Raw genomic sequence first — 17,004 nt, 5'->3', positions numbered from 1 at the left:
GGCGGCGCTCGCGCTCGGGGCCGTGGCGGCGCACGGCGAGGCGAGGCATCCCGCCGCGCTCGACGACGTGCTCGGCGCGCACACCGGGCTCTTCACCGGCACGGTCACCGGGCCGGTGCGGCAGGCGGCGAGCACCGGCTTCACGGGTGCGCCGCGATGGGCGCTGCCCGTCACCGTCGGCCGGGTGGCCGTCGGGTCGACCGCGATCGACGGAGCCGTGCCGGCGCTGGTGTTCGTCGACGCACCGCCGCGCGCCGAGATCGGCGGGCGGGTCGAGTTCTCCGGCACCGCACGGATCAACCCGCCCGAGGACACGCGGGCGCTGCTCGTCTTCGCCGGCGAGGTCACGGCGGTCGAGGGGCCGCCGCTCCTGCTGTCGTGGGCGGGCTCGCTCCGCGCGGGTTTCAGCGCCGCGAGCGCCGCGCTGCCCGGCGACGGCGGAGGGCTGCTGCCCGGGCTCGCGATCGGAGACGTCTCGCGTGTCGGCGGCGAGCTGGACACCGCGATGAAGGCGTCATCTCTTTCCCATCTCACCGCGGTGTCCGGGGCGAACTGCGCCGTCATCGTCGGAGCAGTGCTCGCGATCTGCGCGGCAGCCGGGATGCCGCGGCGTTGGCGGCTGCTTGCCGGTGCCCTGGCCCTCGCGGGCTTCGTCGTCCTCGTCACGCCCGGCTCAAGCGTCCTGCGCGCTGCGGTCATGGCCGCCGTGCTGCTCGTCGCCGACGCGACCGGCAGGCCGCGGCAGTCGCTGCCGGCGCTCTGCCTCGCCGTCATCGTCCTTCTCGGCGTCGATCCCTGGTTCGCGCGCGACTACGGCTTCGCGCTGTCGGTCGCCGCCACAGCGGGTCTCCTCCTCCTCGCCGGTCCCCTGGGCGCCCTGCTCGCGCGCTGGACGCCGCGGCCTCTGGCCCTCACGCTCGCGGTGCCGCTCGCGGCGCAGCTCGCCTGCGAACCCATCCTCGTGCTGCTCAATCCGGCGCTTCCGCTCTACGGCGTCGCAGCCAATGCTCTCGCCGAGCCGGCGGCGCCGTTCGCGACCGTGCTGGGGCTGCTGGGCTGTCTCGTGCTGCCGCTCTGGCACCCGTTCGGAGTCGCCCTGCTCTGGACGGCGTGGGCGCCTGCGGCGTGGATCGGCGGCGTCGCCCGCACCGCGGCTGGCCTGCCGGGCGCCGCAGTGCCGTGGTTTCCCGGTCCGCTCGGGGTCGCCGCGGCGGTGCTCGTGCTGGGCACGGTGGCGCTGCTCGCGGCGCAGGGGGGAGGCCGTGGACTGCGCCGCGCCCGGGTGGCGGTCGCCGGCGCCACGGCGATCCTGCTCGTCGTCGGCGCGGCGACGAGCGCGGGGCCGGCGGTGGCCCGGGCACTGACGATGCCGCGCGACTGGGTCGTCGCGGCGTGCGATGTCGGTCAGGGCGACGCCGTCCTCGTCCGCAGCGCCGACGAGGTCGCGCTCGTCGACACCGGCCCCGATCCGAGGCCGCTCGCCGCATGTCTGGGCCGGCTCGGCATCCGCCGCATCGACCTGCTCGTCCTGACCCACTACGACCTCGACCATGTCGGGGGCCTCGATGCCGCGCGAGCGCTGACGGCGACGGCGCTGGTCGACCCGCCGCCCGGCGAGCGGGCGCAGGCGAGCGTAACGTCTCTCGAGCGCTCGGGTGCCGAGGTCCATGTCGCCGCGCGCGGAGACTCCGGCCGGCTCGGCGACCTCTCCTGGCGGGTGCTCTGGCCGGATCCGGCGAACACCTCGTTAACGACGAGCAACGAGCGCGGCGTGGTCGTCGAGTTCGTCGGCGGCGGGGTTTCGATGCTGTTCCTCGCCGATCTCGACGCGCCGGCGCAGGCGGCGGTTCTCGCGGAGGGCGGAATCGGCGCCGTCGACATCGTCAAAGTCGCCCATCACGGCTCCGCCGACCAGGACGACGCGCTCTACCGGGCAGCGGGGCCCCGGTTGGGAATCCTTGAGGTGGGAGCCGCCAACGATTACGGCCATCCGACCGAGCACGCTCTGACCATGCTGCGCGGGCTCGGAACGGCGATCGTGCGCACCGACGAGGAGGGCATGTCGCTGGTCCGTGCGAATCCGGACGGGGTGCTCTCGATGTGGAGCGAGCACGCCGCCGACCCGGCGGGTCTGTGGCGCCCGGGGCGTCGTTAGGCTGAACCGACGGAAGGAGAGCGCAGTGGCCGCACCGCGCAGGACGGCGCAAAACGCCCGCGCCGTCATCCCGCAACTGGCCTGGTCCCAGGTCTCCCCTGCCCCGATCGTGCTGATCTCCGGCCCCGAGGAAGTCCTCGCGGAGCGCGCGGGGCACCGGCTCCGCGACGCGCTCAAGGAGACCGATCCCGCCCTCGAGATCCACGATGTCGACGCGGCCACGTACACGTCGGGCGAGATCTTCACGCTCGCGAGCCCTTCGCTGTTCGGCGAGCTCCGTCTCATCCGGGTCACGGGCGCCCAGACGATGTCCGACGCGTTCCTCAACGACGCGCTGCGCTACCTCGACGCGCCCGCTGACGGCGCTGTCGTCGTGCTGCGGCACAGCGGGGGAGTGCGTGGCAAGAAGCTGCTCGATGCCATCCGCGCCGGGGCCGGTGGCGGCATCGAGATCGTCTGTGCCGAGATCAAACGGGATTCCGACCGCTTCGACTTCGCGCGCGACGAGTTCCGCCGTGCCCGCCGCCAGATCGAGCCTGGTGCGCTCCGCGCCGTCGTTGCCGCGTTCGCGGACGACCTCGCCGAACTGGCCGCGGCCTGCCGGCAGCTCGTCGACGACACCGTCGGCGAGATCACCGAGGCGCTTGTCGACAGCTACTACGGTGGCCGCGTCGAGGCCAATGCGTTCCGCGTGGCGGACGCCGCGATCGCCGGCGAGCACGGTGCGGCTCTCGTAATGATGCGGCATGCGCTCGCCTCGGGTGCCGATCCGGTGCCGATGGTTGCGGCGTTCGCGAGCAAGGTGCGCACGATGGCCCGGGTGTACGGGGTGCGCGGGGCATCCGGTCAGCTCGCCGGCACTCTCGGGGTCGCGCCGTGGCAGGTCGATCGCGCCCGTGCCGACCTCGCGGGCTGGGACGAGGCGGGCCTCGCGGGTGCGCTCACCGCTCTGGCCGCGGCAGATGCCGAGGTGAAGGGTGCCGGCCGCGATCCCGTCTACGCCCTCGAGCGCCTCATCGCCGTCATCGCCTCCCGCGGTTCCGCTCGCTGAGCGTCGCCAACTGATGTTGGGCCCCGCTGACGAGGAGCCCGGCGCGACACGCTCTAGGAGGCGGCGGCTTTGCCGGCGCCGTGCGCAGCAGCGTCGTCAAGCCAACTGCGGTGCGCCGGGCAAGGACCGGCGTGCCGACAAGCGCGACACGCTCTAGGAGGCGGCGGCTTTGCCGGCGCCGTGCGCAGCAGCGTCGTCAAGCCGACTGCGGTGCGCCGGGCAAGGACCGGCGCACCAGACTAGCTCAGAGCGCCGCGATCTTCTTGGCGATGCCCGACTTGCGGTTCGCGGCCTGGTTGGCGTGGATGACGCCCTTGCTCACGGCCTTGTCGAGCTTCTTCGAGGCGGCCTTGAGCGCGGCCTCGGCGGCGGCCTTGTCGCCCGCGGCGACGGCCTTGGTGGTGTTGCGGACCAGCGTCTTGAGTTCGCTCTTGACGGCCTTGTTGCGCTCTTCGCGCTTCTTGTTGGTGCCGATGCGCTTGATCTGCGACTTGATGTTTGCCAACGGAGTGTCTTTCGTCGATTCGGATGGAGAGAGCCGGTGGCGGGGTAGAGGGGCCCGTCCGGCGATTCGCAGGGCGTGGGAACCGCTGCGCAAGCCAACAACGGAGTCTATCAGCGGCCGCCCCTAGGCTGAAACGCATGCCGAAGCTCGCCTCTCATATCGACCTGGTCCCCGCGTCCGGCATCCGGCGCATCCACGAGGCGGCCCTCGGCCTCAATGGGGTCACCATGCTCGCCGTCGGCGAGCCGGATGTTCCGGTGGCGCCGCACATCGCGGCGGCGGCGAAGGCGGCATGGGACGCCGACAAGACCGATTACACGCCGAACGGTGGCATCCTGCCGTTCCGCGAGGCCGTGGTCGCCAAGCTCGCCGCGGTCAACGGCATCGCGGCGACCACCGATCAGGTGTGGTCGACGATCGGCGCCACGCAGGCGATCAGCCAGGCGCTCGGCCTCGTGCTCGACGTCGGCGACGAGGTGCTCGTGCCGAACCCGGGCTATACCACGTTCAGCATGTCGACGCGGATGCTGCAGGCCGTGCCGAGCTATTACAGCCTGCTGCCCGAGAACGGCTTCCTGCCCGACCTCGCCGAGCTTGACTCGCTCGTGACGTCGCGGACCAGGGCGATCATCGTCAATTCGCCGTCGAACCCGATCGGAGTGGTGTTCCCCGAGAGCGTGCTGCGCGACATCATGGCGTTCGCCGAACGCCATGACCTGTGGGTCATCAGCGATGAGGTGTACGAGGCGTTCACCCACGGCACGCCGCATGTGAGCATCGGCTCGCTCGATGACGGCGCTCGCGTGCTCAGCGCGTTCTCGCTCTCGAAGACGTACGCGATGACCGGCATCCGCATCGGCTATCTCGTCACGCCGCCCGGCCTCGTCGACGTGATGCGCCGGGTTCAGGAGGGCGTCATCTCGTGCGTGAACGAGCCGGCGCAGTACGCGGCGATCGCGGCGATCACGGGCGACCAGTTCCATGTCGAGCAGGCGGCCGCGCACTACCGCCGCAACATCGCTCGTGCGACGGCGATCCTCGACGAGCGCGGCATCCGCTACCTCGCGCCGCAGGGTGCGTTCTATCTCTGGGTCGACGTGAGCCATGTCTCCGGTGGCGACGTGCAGGCCTGGGCGGAACGCTTCCTTTCCGAGACGCGCGTCGCCGTCGCGCCGGGCAGCGCGTTCGGCACCGCCGGCGAGGGCTGGATCCGGCTCTGCGCCGCCGCGAGCCCGGACGACCTCCTGCTCGGCGTGAACGCTCTGCCGGCACCCTAAAATCGACAGGTCATGTCACCCCGCACGAATGTCGGTCCCGTCCCGGCCGCGACCGACCCCGCGCGCATCCGCAATTTCTGCATCATCGCGCACATCGATCACGGCAAGTCGACGCTCGCCGACCGGATGCTGCAGCTCACCGGCGTCGTGTCCGACCGCGACATGCGCGCGCAGTACCTCGACCGCATGGACATCGAGAGGGAGCGCGGCATCACCATCAAGAGCCAGGCGGTGCGGATGCCGTGGGCGGCCGGCGGTCAGGCGTACGCCCTCAACATGATCGACACGCCCGGCCACGTCGACTTCACCTACGAGGTCAGCCGGTCGCTCGCGGCCTGCGAGGGTGCGATCCTCCTCGTGGATGCCGCGCAGGGCATCGAGGCGCAGACCCTCGCGAACCTCTACCTCGCGCTCGAGAACGACCTCGCCATCATCCCGGTGCTCAACAAGATCGACCTGCCCGCTGCCGAGCCCGAGAAGTACGCCCGCGAGCTCGCCGATCTCATCGGCGGCTCGCCCGATGACGTGCTGAGGGTATCCGGCAAGACGGGCGAGGGTGTCGCGGCGCTTCTCGATCGCGTCGTCGAACTGGTCCCGGCGCCGAGGGGCCGGGCGGATGCACCTGCCCGCGCCATGATCTTCGACTCGGTCTACGACGCCTACCGCGGCGTCGTGACCTACGTGCGCATGGTCGACGGCCAGCTCGCCGCGCGCGAGCGCATCGTCATGATGTCCACCGGCGCGCACCACGAGCTGCTGGAGATCGGCGTGAGCGCGCCCGAGCCGACCCCGACGGCGGGTCTCGGCGTCGGCGAGGTCGGCTACCTCATCACGGGCGTCAAGGACGTCCGCCAGTCGAAGGTCGGCGACACCGTCACGAACGCCCACCACCCCGCGACGGAGGCGCTGGCCGGGTACACCGACCCGAAGCCGATGGTGTTCTCCGGTCTCTACCCGATCGACGGCTCCGACTATCCCGATCTCCGCGAGGCCCTCGACAAGCTCAAGCTCTCGGACGCGGCACTGAACTACGAGCCCGAGACCTCCGTCGCGCTCGGGTTCGGGTTCCGGTGCGGGTTCCTCGGCCTGCTGCACCTCGAGATCGTCACCGAGCGCCTCGAGCGCGAGTTCGGACTCGACATCATCACGACGGCGCCGAGTGTCGTCTATGAGGTGACAACCGACGACGGCCGGACCATCGCGGTGATGAATCCGAGCGAGTTCCCGACCGGCAAGGTGAAGACGGTGCGCGAACCGGTGGTGCGCGCGGCGATCCTCGCCCCCAAGGACTACGTCGGCACGATCATGGATCTCTGCCAGAGCCGCCGCGGCACGCTGCTCGGCATGGACTATCTCGGCACGGATCGCGTGGAGATCCGCTACTCCATGCCGCTCGGCGAGATCGTCTTCGACTTCTTCGACCACCTCAAGAGCCGAACCCAGGGCTATGCCAGTCTCGACTACGAACCGATGGGCGATCAGGAGGCCGACCTCGTCAAGGTCGACATCCTGCTGCAGGGCGAGCAGGTCGACGCCTTCAGCGCGATCGTGCACCGCGACAAGGCCTACGCCTACGGCGTGCTCATGACGGGCCGCCTCAAAGAGCTCATTCCGCGCCAGCAGTTCGAGGTGCCGGTGCAGGCGGCGATCGGTGCGCGGATCATCGCGCGCGAGTCCATCCGCGCGATGCGCAAGGATGTCCTCGCAAAGTGCTATGGCGGCGACATCACACGCAAGCGCAAACTGCTCGAGAAGCAGAAGGAGGGCAAGAAGCGCATGAAGATGGTGGGGCGCGTCGAGGTTCCTCAGGAGGCCTTCATCGCCGCGCTCTCGGGCGACACCGCCGAACGCAAGGAGAAGGACTAGCGACCTCCGGGTCCGGTCCTCACGACGATGACGCGAACGGTGCCGCGCCCCAGGGGGCGCTCCGACGCGGCGCCGGACGAGCGCCGGGACGACCGGCGCTATCGCAGGGTATTCTTCGTCGCCACCGCGGCCGCGTTGGCGATCTTCGCCGCCGGGTCGGCGTTTCAATCGGCGGTGCTGCAGATTCGGGGCGAATCCATTCCCATCGGCCCGCGCTTGCTCGCGAACATTTGCGGTTCGCTCCTCATCGTCGTCCCAGCCTGGTTCGTGCCGATGCGGCGAATGCCGTGGCCGGCGAAGATCGCGTTCCTCGTCGGGGCGTCCGTCGTCGCAGCGGTGGCGCGGGGTGCGCTGCAGGTCGACTTCGGCGTGCATGCCTTCGGCGACACGGGTGCGCTGCTGCTCGACGTCATCCCCGCGTCCATCACATCGGCGTTCTCGATCACGACCGCTCTCGCCCTCGCCGAGTTCCAGAACCGGGTGGTGCAGGAGGAGCGCACCTCGGCGGAGCGGGCGCGAGTGGCGTCCTCTGCGCTGGAGGCGCTTCGGGACGAGGAGTTGCGGGTTCGTCGCGATGTCGCCGACGGGCTGCACGGCACCGTGCAGCAGCAGCTCGTCATGCTCAACATTCATCTCGCCCATACCGCGGAGAAGCTTGCGCAGGACGACCCCCGCGAGGCCGAGATCGCGCGCGACCTCGGCTGGGTGCGCGATGAGCTCGACCGGCTCCGCGAACAGGGAGTGCGTGATGTGAGCAGGATGCTCTTCCCGGTCGGCATCGACCTCGGGCTGGTGCACGCGGCCCGCATCCTCATCGGCCGGATCCCGCCGAGCATCGCGGTGACGACGCAGATCGACGAGTCCGTCGCCGTGGCGGAGACCGCCACCCCGGGGGGGCTGCCGTTCGAGCTGCGGATCCTCGCAATCCGGGTTCTCGAGGAGGCCGTCACGAACGCCCTCCGGCACGGGAAGGCGACCGCGCTCCGGATCTCCCTCGCCGTCGACTCGGCGGGGGTGCTGCAGGTGGAGGTCGACGACGACGGAGACGGCGTCGACCCCGCAGCGGTGCCGAGCGGGCTGAAGCGGTTGGAAGAGCGGCTTGCGACACGCGGGGGCCGGCTCGCGCTGGCGAGCCGGCCGGGCGGCGGCGCGACGGTGTCGGCCCTGCTCCCGCTGACCGGCGAGGACGTCCTGTGATGGCGCGGCGCGCGACATTCGTCGACATCCCGGTGACCTACGGCGCTGTCGGGGCCACGCAGCGCTCCGACCTGCTGCAGTACCCGCCGCGCGGCTTCCGCCCGATCGAACGCAGCATCCGGCTCGGCTCCGGCGCCGAGCGCTTCGCGGCATCGCGCGAAGCAATGCTCGCCTGGGAGGTCCAGCGCGGCGCCGGCCTCGAGGTCCGCGACGTCACCGCAGGCACGGGCGAGCAGTACCCGGGGCTGCGGTACGACGAATCCGGGTCCCCCGTCGCGCCCGAGGCGCCGCCCGAGATCGTGTACGGTCCCGACGGCCAGCCGAACGTCGCCAACGGGGTGAGCGCGGTGCTGAGGCTCGGCGTCGGCCCCTTCCATGTGGATTCCCCGGTGCGCGTCGTCTACGTCATCGACGAGCCGCGCCGGTTCGGCTTCGCCTATGGCACGCTGGCGGGGCATCCCGCGAGCGGCGAGGAGGCGTTCTTCCTCGACTGGCTCGCCGACGACAGCGTCTGGTTCACCATCCGCGCGTTCTCGCGGGCGTCGGGGCCGCTCTACCGTCTGCTGACCCCGATCACCCGGAGCGTCTTTCGCACGCTGACGACGCGCTTCCTGCGCGCGCTCCACCCTGCTGTCGGCTGACCTCTGGCGCCGTTCCGCACCCGGGCGGCAGGCACGGCGCGGCGGTGCTTCAGAACGCGCCCAAGTCATTGTGAGCGCGCGGCTCCGTGGAGTAGACCAGGACGGTGAGTGACTACCAGCCCCCTCTCAATGACCTTTCCTTCGTCCTCGAGCACATCGTCGGCTACGACGAGATCGCGGCCCTGCCCGGTTACGGCCACGCCGACCTCGAGACGGTGAGGGACCTCCTCGCCGCCGCGAGCGAATTCATCGTCGAGAAGGTCGCGCCGCTCGACCGCGCCGGCGACGTCGAGGGCGCCAGGTGGAATCCCGACTACAGCGTGACCACTCCGAAGGGCTACCAGGAGGCGTACGACGCCTACCGCGCCGGCGGCTGGACGGGCCTGCAGTTCCCCGACGAGTTCGGCGGCGGCGGATTCCCCGCCGTGGCCGGCCTTGCGCTGCAGGAGATCCTCACCTCAGCAAGCATCGCGTTCTCGCTCGCTCCGCTGCTCACCCAGGGCGCCGTCGACGCGCTGCTCCACTACGGCAGCGACGAGCAGAAGGCCACATATCTGCCGCACATGGTCGCCGGCGACTGGACGGGCACGATGAACCTCACCGAGCCCCACGCCGGATCGGACGTCGGCGCGCTGACGACGAAGGCCGTGCCGAACGGCGACGGCACCTTCGCGATCACCGGTCAGAAGATCTTCATCAGCTACGGCGAGCACGACCTCACCCAGCAGAAGGTCCACCTCGTGCTCGCCCGCACCCCGGGCGCGCCGGAAGGCACGGCCGGCATCTCGATCTTCATCGTGCCGAAGTACCTCGTGAACCCCGACGGCTCGCTGGGTGAGGCGAACTCACTGAAGTGCCTCTCCGTCGAGCACAAGCTGGGCCTCCATGGCTCGCCGACGTGCGTGATGTCCTACGAGCGCGCCACGGGCTACCTCATCGGCCAGGAGAACAAGGGCATGCGGATCATGTTCGTCATGATGAACAACGCGCGCCTGTCCGTCGGCCTCGAGGGCCTCGCGGTGGCCTCGCGCGCCTACCAGAAGTCGCTCGCGTATGCCCAGGAGCGCATCCAGGGCACAGCAGTCGGCGGCACTGAGCCGGTGGCGATCATCGAGCACCCGGACGTGCGCCGGATGCTGCTCACTCAGCGCGCCCAGCTCGACGCGCTGCGCGCGCTCATCCTGCTCAACGCAGGTCACGGCGACCGGGCGAAGCGCCATCCTGACGCGGCCGTCCGTCAGCGCGAGGACGAGATCGTCGGCCTCCTCACCCCGATCTGCAAGGCCTTCGGCACCGACCTCGGCGTGGAGCTGTCCTCGACCGCTCTCCAGGTCTTCGGCGGCGCCGGATTCATCGAGGAGACCGGCATCGCGCAGCAGTACCGCGATGCGCGCATCCTGCCCATCTACGAGGGCACGAACGGTATCCAAGCCGCCGACCTCGTGGGCCGCAAGCTCGGCATCCGTCAGGGGCAGTCGGCGCTCGAGTACCTCGAGGAGATCGGCGCCATCGACGGCACCCTGGAAGCGGCCGGCGAGGGCTTCGCCGCCATCCGCTCGGGTCTCGCCGCGAACCTCGGCGCGCTGAAGAAGGCGACGGGATGGCTGTTGCAGACAAGCGCCGGCGGCGACTTCGACTCGGCGCTCGCCGGTTCGGCGCCGTATCTGCGCATGTGGGGCCTCGTGCTCTCGGCCTGGCTGCTCGCCCGCGAGGCGCTCGTGGCGAAGGACCTCGGCGACGCCGAGTTCGCCGAGACCAAACTCGTGCTCGCCCGCTTCCACGCCGAGCAGCTTCTGCCGGCGGCGGGCGCGTTGCTCGGTGCGGTCACCCGCGGCAGGGGCGATCTCTACACCCTGTCGCCGGCGCAGCTCGCCGGCTGAGACAGCAGCGGCGCACCGCCGTGCGATGATCGGCTGATGCCCAGCAGCCTGCCCATCGCGGACCCGGCGCCCGAGGATGGGCTCCTCCCCGCACAGGCTGCCGAAGGCGCGACGCACCGCGACCTCGGCGTGTACGTGCACGTGCCGTTCTGCCGGGTTCGCTGCGGCTACTGCGACTTCAACACCTACACCGCGACCGAGCTGCGGGGGGTGAAGCAGTCCGACTACGCCGAGCAGGCGGGCGCCGAGATCGCGTTCGCGCGTGGCGTGCTCGAGCGATCCGGTCTGCCGCAGCGCGAGGCGGCGACCGTGTTCTTCGGCGGCGGCACCCCGACACTGCTGCCGCCCGCGGATCTCGCGCGGATGCTCGGCGCGATCCGCAGCGCCTGGGGCATCGCCGACGGCGCGGAGGTCACCACCGAGGCGAACCCCGACTCCGTCGGCGCCGACGATCTCCGGCGACTCGCCGACGCCGGCTTCACCCGCGTTTCGTTCGGGATGCAGTCGGCGGTGCCGCGGGTGCTGGCGACGCTGGAGCGCACGCACGACCCGGAGCGCATCCCTCTCGTCGTTGACTGGGCGCGGCGGGCCGGCCTCGACGTCAGCCTCGACCTCATCTATGGCACCCCGGGCGAGTCGCTCGCCGACTGGCGCACCTCGCTCGACGCGGCGGTCGCAGCCGAGCCCGATCACCTCTCCGCCTACGCGCTCATCGTCGAGGACGGCACGAAGCTCGCCCGGCAGATCCGCAGCGGCGAGGTCGGTCGGCCGGACGACGACCTCGAGGCCGACATGTACGAGCTCGCCGACGAGCTGCTGGGGGCGGCCGGCTATGGCTGGTACGAGGTGAGCAACTGGTCGCGCGGCGAGGAGCACCGTTCGCGGCACAACCTCGGCTACTGGCTCGGCCACGACTGGTGGGGGGTCGGTCCCGGCGCGCACAGCCACATCGGCGGGGTGCGCTGGTGGAATGCGAAGCACCCGGCCGCGTATGCGCAGCGCCTCGCTCAGGGCGTGTCGCCCGCCGTCGGGCGCGAGACGCTGGATGCCGGAACCCGCCGTATGGAGATGATCCTGCTGCGCACGCGCATTGTCGACGGCGTCCCGACCGTCGAGCTGCCGACGGCCGCGCGCACTGCTGTCGCCGGGCTCATCGCCGACGAGCTCGTCGACGCGAAAGCGGCCCTGGCGGGGAGCATCGTGCTCACCCGAAAGGGCCGCCTGCTCGCCGACGCCGTCGTGCGGCGCCTGACGACTACTTGATGAACGCGATGGACAGCGGGTAGGTGTACGGGCGGCCCTGGCTCGCCGCGACCGCGGCGAGGATGCTGAAGATCAGGGTCAGGATGCCGGCCGCGGCGACGATGAAGCCGCCGATCAAGATCGCCGTCAGGATCCACCCGACCGCATAGGCGATGGCCATGGTGATCTGGAAATTGAGCGCGGCGACGCTGTGCTGGCGCAGGAACGGCCCGCGATCCTTGAAGACCAGGAACGTGATGAGCGAGGGGATGAAGCTGAAGAAGATTCCCAGCACGTGGGTGAGGATGGCGTACATCTTCTCGTCCGCCGGATTGAGGGGCGACGCGGGTCGCGTGTAGGTCATGCGGCCAAGGTAGCGGTGGCGGGTGCCCGCGGGCAACGGCGGATTGCCATCGGGTGGCGTTACGATTGGCACTCAGAATGGTGGAGTGCTAGCGAGAGGGGCGCCATGGTCTCGGAACGCGGGCTGCAGGTGCTCCGCGCGATCGTCCACGACTATGTCGCGACGCGCGAGCCCGTGGGCTCGAAGAGCATCGTGGACAAGCACGCCTTCGGCGTCTCGGCCGCGACCATCCGCAACGACATGGCAGCGCTCGAGGACGAGGAGCTCATCGTCGCCCCCCACACCTCAGCCGGTCGCGTCCCGACCGACAAGGGCTACCGGGTGTTCGTCGACCAGCTCGACGAGGTGCGGCCGCTCACGAGCGCGCAGCGCAATGCCATCGAGGCGTTCGTCGGCGAGAGCCTCGACATCGACGACGTCCTGGCGCGCACCGTTCGTGCGCTCGCCCAGCTCACCCACCAGGTGGCCCTGCTGCAGTACCCGCAACTGTCGCGCGCCAGGGTACGGCACATCGAGCTCGTGACGATGGGGCCGAGACGGCTGCTCGCGGTCCTCATCACCGACAACGCCTCGGTCGAACAGCGCGTCGTCGAGACCTCGTCCGAGATCGACCCCGAGGCGCTCCATGCGCTGCGCGACGCCGTGAATGCCGCTGTCACCGGCGCGACGATGACGGATGCTGCGGCACTGCTCGAGGCTCTCCCCGACTCGGTGGAGTCCGCGTCGCGCCCTCTCGCTGCGGAGCTTGCGGCCGCGCTCGTCGCCGAGATCGAGTCGACCCGGTCGGAGCGTCTGCTCATGGCCGGCACCGCCAATCTGGTGCGCACCGAGCACGACTTCTCGGGCAGCATCTATCCGGTGCTCGAGGCGATCGAGCAGCAGGTCGAGTTGCTCAAGATCTTCGGCGAGATGGCGAGCGAGCAGCATGGGGTGGCGGTGAGCATCGGGCGTGAGAACGTCGCGGTCGGCCTCGCCGAGACCTCGCTGCTCACCAGCGACTACGGCGGAGGTCTGGGCAGGCTGGGTGTGCTGGGACCTACGCGCATGGACTATTCATCGAACATGGCTGCGGTGCGCGCGATCGCCCGCTATCTCAGTCGGCTGCTGGGGGAGTAGTGGCGGACCATTACGAGGTCCTCGGAGTCGAACGCGACGCCAGCCAGGACGAGATCAAGAAGGCGTATCGCAGGCTCGCCCGTGAACTGCATCCCGATGTCAACGGCAGCGACGATGCGGAGGAACGCTTCAAGCTCGTCACCCACGCCTACGACGTGCTCAGCGACCCGCAATCCCGCCAGCAGTACGACCGCGGCGGGCAGACCGGCAGCTTCGGCGGCACGCAGGGCTTCGGCTTCGAGGACGTGTTCAACGCGTTCTTCGGCGGGGGCGGCGGGTCGGCCGGCGCTCGGCCGCGTTCGCGCGCCGAGCGCGGGCAGGACGCGCTGCTGCGTGTCGACGTCGAGCTCGCCGAGGTGATCTTCGGGGCGCACCGCGATCTCGAGGTCGACACCGCCATCGTCTGCGAGACCTGCGGCGGCACCTGCTGCCAGCCCGGCACCCAGCCCGTGACGTGCGATGTCTGCGGCGGCAGCGGTCACGTCCAGCGCCAGGTGCGTTCGCTCCTCGGCAACGTCGTCACGTCGAGTCCGTGCGGGGTCTGCCGCGGCTACGGCACCATCATCGCGACCCCCTGTGCCACCTGCCAGGGCCAGGGGAGGGTCCGCGCCCACACGACGATCCCGGTCGACATCCCCGCCGGAGTCGACACCGGATTGCGCCTGCAGCTCTCCGGCAAGGGCGAGGCCGGCCCGGCGGGGGGTCCCCACGGCGACCTCTACCTGGAGATCCGGGTCAAGCACGACGACGTGTTCAGCCGCGAGGGGGACGATCTGCTCGCGACGCTCGAGGTGTCGATGGCGGACGCCATCCTCGGTGCGAAGACGATGGTCGAAGCGCTCGACGGTCCGGTCGACGTCGACCTCAAGCCGGGCGCGCAGTCGGCCGACGTCATCACGGTGAAAGGCCGGGGCGTGACGCATCTGCGCGGAAGCGGTCGCGGTGATCTGCGCATCGGTGTGCAAGTTATCACCCCGACCAAGCTCGCCGCCGCCGAGAAGCAGCTCATCGAGCAGTTCAAGGGACACCGCAAGGATGCCGCCCCGCGCCTCGCCCGGTTCCAGCAGGGGCTCTTCGCGAAGCTCCGCGATCGCTTCCTCTGAGGCGTCCCGTGGCCAACTTCTACCTCGACGAGACGCTGGCGGAGACGCGCATCGGCGCGTCGGTGCGCCTCACCGGCTCCGAGGCGCGACACGCCGCTCAGGTCGCGCGCACCCGCGTCGGCGATGAGCTCATGGTGGGAAACGGCCGTGGTCTCGTTGTGCGCGCCCGGGCGACCTCGGTACAGCCCTCGGCCGTCGAGCTCATGGTGGATTCCGTCGAGCAGCAGGCTGCACCAACGGTCAAGATCGCACTCGCGCAGGCACTGGCGAAGGGCGACCGTGACGAGCTCGCCGTGCAGGCCGCTACCGAGCTGGGCATCGACGTCGTCATCCCCTGGCAGGCCGAGCGCTCGGTGCCTCGGTGGGGCGGCGAGAAGGCCGAGAAGGGCCGCGAACGCTGGGCGGCGATCGCGCGGGAGGCGTCCAAACAGGCCGTGCGCCCGTGGTTGCCCGAGGTGCTGCCGCTCGTCTCGACGACGCAGTTGGGCGTACTCGCATCCTCGTGGCGTCTCGTCGTCCTCGAGCCGGATGCGCGCGAGCCGCTCGCCTCGCTCCAGCCGGACGGGCGCGGAATCCTGCTCGTCGTCGGGCCCGAAGGCGGCATCGCCCCCGCCGAGCTCGAGGCGCTGCAGGACGCCGGCGGCGAGCTGCGCCGCCTCGGCGGCACGGTGCTGCGCACCTCCACCGCGGGGCCGGCCGCGCTCGCCGTCCTCAACGTGCCGCTGGCGCGGTGGTGACAGACTTGAGCCATGAGTGAGCCCTCGGTCTTCTCCCGTATCATCGCGCGGGAGATCCCTGCGCTCATCGTGCGCGAGACGGACCGCCTCATCGCCTTCAAGGACATCGCGCCCAAGGCGCCGGTGCACTTCCTCATCGTGCCCAAGACCGAGCAGTACGCCAACATCACCGAGCTCGCGGCAGGCGATCCCGGGCTGCTCGCCGAGATCGTGGCGGTCGCGCAGGAGCTCGCGGACGAGTATTCGAACGGGCAGTACCGGCTCCTGTTCAACACCGGCCCCGAGGCGGGTCAGACCGTGTTCCACGTTCATGCGCACCTGCTCGGCGGCGGCCTCACGGAGAGCACCATTGGCTTCTAGCGGCGAGCAGGTGCAGACCCAGCTGCAGGTGGACGGCGTGGCGATGGTGCGTCTCCTCGGCCCGCAGGACCGCCTGCTCACCACCCTCGAGAAGCAGTACCCGGGCGTCGAGGTGCACGTGCGCGGCAACGAGATCACGCTGAGCGGAGAGGCCGAGCACGTGGCGTCCGCGCGCACTCTCGTCGAGGAGCTCATCGCCCTCGTCGAGAACGGCCACGACCTCCACCCCGTCGAGGTGAGCAAGGGCCGACGCCTCGTCGACTCCGGCCAGAGCCCCGCCGCGGTGCTGGGCGAGGCGATCCTGCAGGTGCGCGGCAAGACCATACGCCCCATGACCAAGGGGCAGAGCGACTACGTCCACGCCATCGACCGGAGCACCATCGTGTTCGGCATCGGCCCCGCGGGTACGGGCAAGACCTACCTCGCAATGGCCAAGGCCGTGCAGGCTCTGCAGCGCAAGGAGGTCGAGCGCATCATCCTGTCGCGCCCGGCGATCGAGGCGGGAGAGCGGCTCGGCTACCTGCCGGGAACGCTGACGGAGAAGATCGACCCGTATCTTCGGCCGCTCTATGACGCGCTCAACGAGATGCTTGATCCCGAGATCGTGCCGAAGCTCCTCGCCTCGGGCACCATCGAGGTTGCACCACTGGCATACATGCGCGGTCGCACCCTCAACAGCTCGTTCATCGTGCTCGACGAGGCGCAGAACACGACCCCTGAGCAGATGAAGATGTTCCTCACCCGGCTCGGCTTCGGCTCGCGCATGGTCATCACGGGCGACGTCACGCAGATCGATCTGCCGGCGGGGGCGTCGGGCCTCCGACTGGTCACCCGCGTGCTCGCCGGAGTCGATGACATCCACTTCGCGACGCTGACGAGCGACGACGTCGTGCGCCACAGCCTCGTCGGCCGCATCATCGACGCCTACACGGCATACGACCAGAAGCAGCAGGCGGCCCACGTCGAGCGCGAGCAGGCCCGCGAGTTCGCGGACCGGGCCGCGCGCCGCCCCGCGGACCCCACCGTCAAGAGAGGCAAGCCCCGCCAGTGAGCGTCGAGGTCAACAACGAGTCCGCCGTCGAGGTCGATGAGGCGCTGCTCCAGCGGGTCGTGCACTACGCGCTGTACTCGCTGCACGTGAGTCCGGATGCCGAGCTCGCCCTCGTGCTCGTCGACGAGGCCGCCATGGAGCAGCTCCACGTGCAGTGGATGGACGAGCCCGGCCCCACCGACGTGCTGAGTTTCCCCATGGACGAGTTGCGCCCCGGCACCGAGGAGTCGCCCACGCCGGCCGGCCTCCTCGGCGACATCGTGCTCTGCCCGCAGGTCGCCCAGGTGCAGGCGGAGACCGCCGGGCACGCACTGCAGGACGAGCTCCTCCTGCTCACCGTCCACGGGCTGCTCCACCTGCTCGGATTCGATCACGCCGACCCCGCCGAGGAGCGCGAGATGTTCGGCATCCAGCGCGACATCCTCGTCGGCTTCGCCCTCGCTGAGCGCAAACGGTAGG

General features: G+C 70.4%; 16 protein-coding genes. 14 read left to right on the top strand and 2 right to left on the bottom strand.

Going from position 1 to position 17,004, the window contains the following annotated elements:
- Positions 1–2,155, top strand: a 2,155-nt coding sequence (locus M7D61_RS03815) for a ComEC/Rec2 family competence protein (RefSeq protein ID WP_298227773.1), incomplete at its 5' end; no start/stop codon positions are given.
- Between the two features lie 25 nt (positions 2,156–2,180).
- The gene (gene holA, locus M7D61_RS03810; RefSeq protein WP_298227771.1) at positions 2,181–3,206 is read left to right on the top strand and encodes a DNA polymerase III subunit delta; all 1,026 of its coding nucleotides are present in this window, start codon (positions 2,181–2,183) and stop codon (positions 3,204–3,206) included.
- Between the two features lie 244 nt (positions 3,207–3,450).
- On the opposite strand, the gene rpsT is transcribed toward holA, so the two are convergent.
- Positions 3,451–3,711, bottom strand: a complete 261-nt coding sequence (gene rpsT / locus M7D61_RS03805; RefSeq protein WP_298227769.1) for a 30S ribosomal protein S20 — start codon at positions 3,709–3,711, stop codon at positions 3,451–3,453.
- A 137-nt stretch (positions 3,712–3,848) separates the two neighbouring features.
- Here rpsT and M7D61_RS03800 point away from each other — a divergent pair, with 137 nt between their 5' ends.
- The 6 genes from M7D61_RS03800 (at position 3,849) to hemW (ending at position 11,835) form a co-directional block, all read left to right on the top strand.
- A complete protein-coding gene (locus M7D61_RS03800) occupies positions 3,849–4,988 on the top strand; it encodes an aminotransferase class I/II-fold pyridoxal phosphate-dependent enzyme (RefSeq protein ID WP_298227767.1) in 1,140 nt (379 codons plus the stop codon).
- A 12-nt stretch (positions 4,989–5,000) separates the two neighbouring features.
- Positions 5,001–6,854, top strand: coding sequence for a translation elongation factor 4 (gene lepA, locus M7D61_RS03795; RefSeq protein WP_298227765.1), 1,854 nt, complete (start codon positions 5,001–5,003; stop codon positions 6,852–6,854).
- 27 nt (positions 6,855–6,881) lie between these two features.
- Positions 6,882–8,051, top strand: a complete 1,170-nt coding sequence (locus tag M7D61_RS03790; protein WP_298227763.1) for an ATP-binding protein — start codon at positions 6,882–6,884, stop codon at positions 8,049–8,051.
- Entirely contained in the window at positions 8,051–8,692 is a 642-nt protein-coding gene (locus M7D61_RS03785) for a DUF1990 domain-containing protein (protein WP_298227761.1), read from the top strand. The genes M7D61_RS03790 and M7D61_RS03785 overlap by 1 nt, the downstream gene beginning before the upstream one ends.
- A 104-nt stretch (positions 8,693–8,796) precedes the next feature.
- Positions 8,797–10,572: an acyl-CoA dehydrogenase C-terminal domain-containing protein gene (locus tag M7D61_RS03780; RefSeq protein WP_298227759.1), complete on the top strand. Its 1,776-nt coding sequence runs from the start codon at positions 8,797–8,799 to the stop codon at positions 10,570–10,572.
- 36 nt (positions 10,573–10,608) lie between these two features.
- Positions 10,609–11,835, top strand: coding sequence for a radical SAM family heme chaperone HemW (gene hemW / locus M7D61_RS03775; RefSeq protein ID WP_298227756.1), 1,227 nt, complete (start codon positions 10,609–10,611; stop codon positions 11,833–11,835).
- Here hemW and M7D61_RS03770 read toward each other — a convergent pair.
- Positions 11,828–12,178, bottom strand: a complete 351-nt coding sequence (locus M7D61_RS03770; RefSeq protein ID WP_298227754.1) for a DUF4870 domain-containing protein — start codon at positions 12,176–12,178, stop codon at positions 11,828–11,830. The genes hemW and M7D61_RS03770 overlap by 8 nt on opposite strands.
- Before the next feature lie 105 nt (positions 12,179–12,283).
- Between M7D61_RS03770 and hrcA the strand changes: the two genes are divergently transcribed.
- The 6 genes from hrcA to ybeY are packed head-to-tail and all read left to right on the top strand — an operon-like array spanning position 12,284 to position 17,003.
- A complete protein-coding gene (gene hrcA, locus M7D61_RS03765) occupies positions 12,284–13,294 on the top strand; it encodes a heat-inducible transcriptional repressor HrcA (protein WP_298227752.1) in 1,011 nt (336 codons plus the stop codon).
- Complete coding sequence (gene dnaJ, locus M7D61_RS03760; RefSeq protein ID WP_298227750.1) at positions 13,294–14,397, top strand: molecular chaperone DnaJ; 1,104 nt, start codon at positions 13,294–13,296, stop codon at positions 14,395–14,397. The genes hrcA and dnaJ overlap by 1 nt, the downstream gene beginning before the upstream one ends.
- A gap of 8 nt (positions 14,398–14,405) precedes the next feature.
- A complete protein-coding gene (locus M7D61_RS03755) occupies positions 14,406–15,134 on the top strand; it encodes a 16S rRNA (uracil(1498)-N(3))-methyltransferase (protein ID WP_298227748.1) in 729 nt (242 codons plus the stop codon).
- Positions 15,135–15,146: 12 nt separating this feature from the next.
- Positions 15,147–15,494, top strand: a complete 348-nt coding sequence (locus M7D61_RS03750; RefSeq protein WP_298227746.1) for a histidine triad nucleotide-binding protein — start codon at positions 15,147–15,149, stop codon at positions 15,492–15,494.
- Positions 15,495–15,537: 43 nt separating this feature from the next.
- Positions 15,538–16,545 (top strand): PhoH family protein, encoded by a 1,008-nt coding sequence (locus M7D61_RS03745; protein ID WP_298227777.1) that lies wholly within the window; start codon positions 15,538–15,540, stop codon positions 16,543–16,545.
- The gene (gene ybeY, locus M7D61_RS03740) at positions 16,542–17,003 is read left to right on the top strand and encodes an rRNA maturation RNase YbeY (protein WP_298227744.1); all 462 of its coding nucleotides are present in this window, start codon (positions 16,542–16,544) and stop codon (positions 17,001–17,003) included. Before M7D61_RS03745 ends, ybeY begins: the two co-directional genes overlap by 4 nt.
- Position 17,004 lies beyond the last annotated feature (1 nt).

The sequence above is a fragment of the Gryllotalpicola sp. genome (assembly GCF_027352875.1).
In the GTDB taxonomy this organism is placed as follows: domain Bacteria; phylum Actinomycetota; class Actinomycetes; order Actinomycetales; family Microbacteriaceae; genus Gryllotalpicola.
Note: the sequence above shows the minus strand (reverse complement) of the source record. Positions and strands in the feature narration are given on the sequence as shown.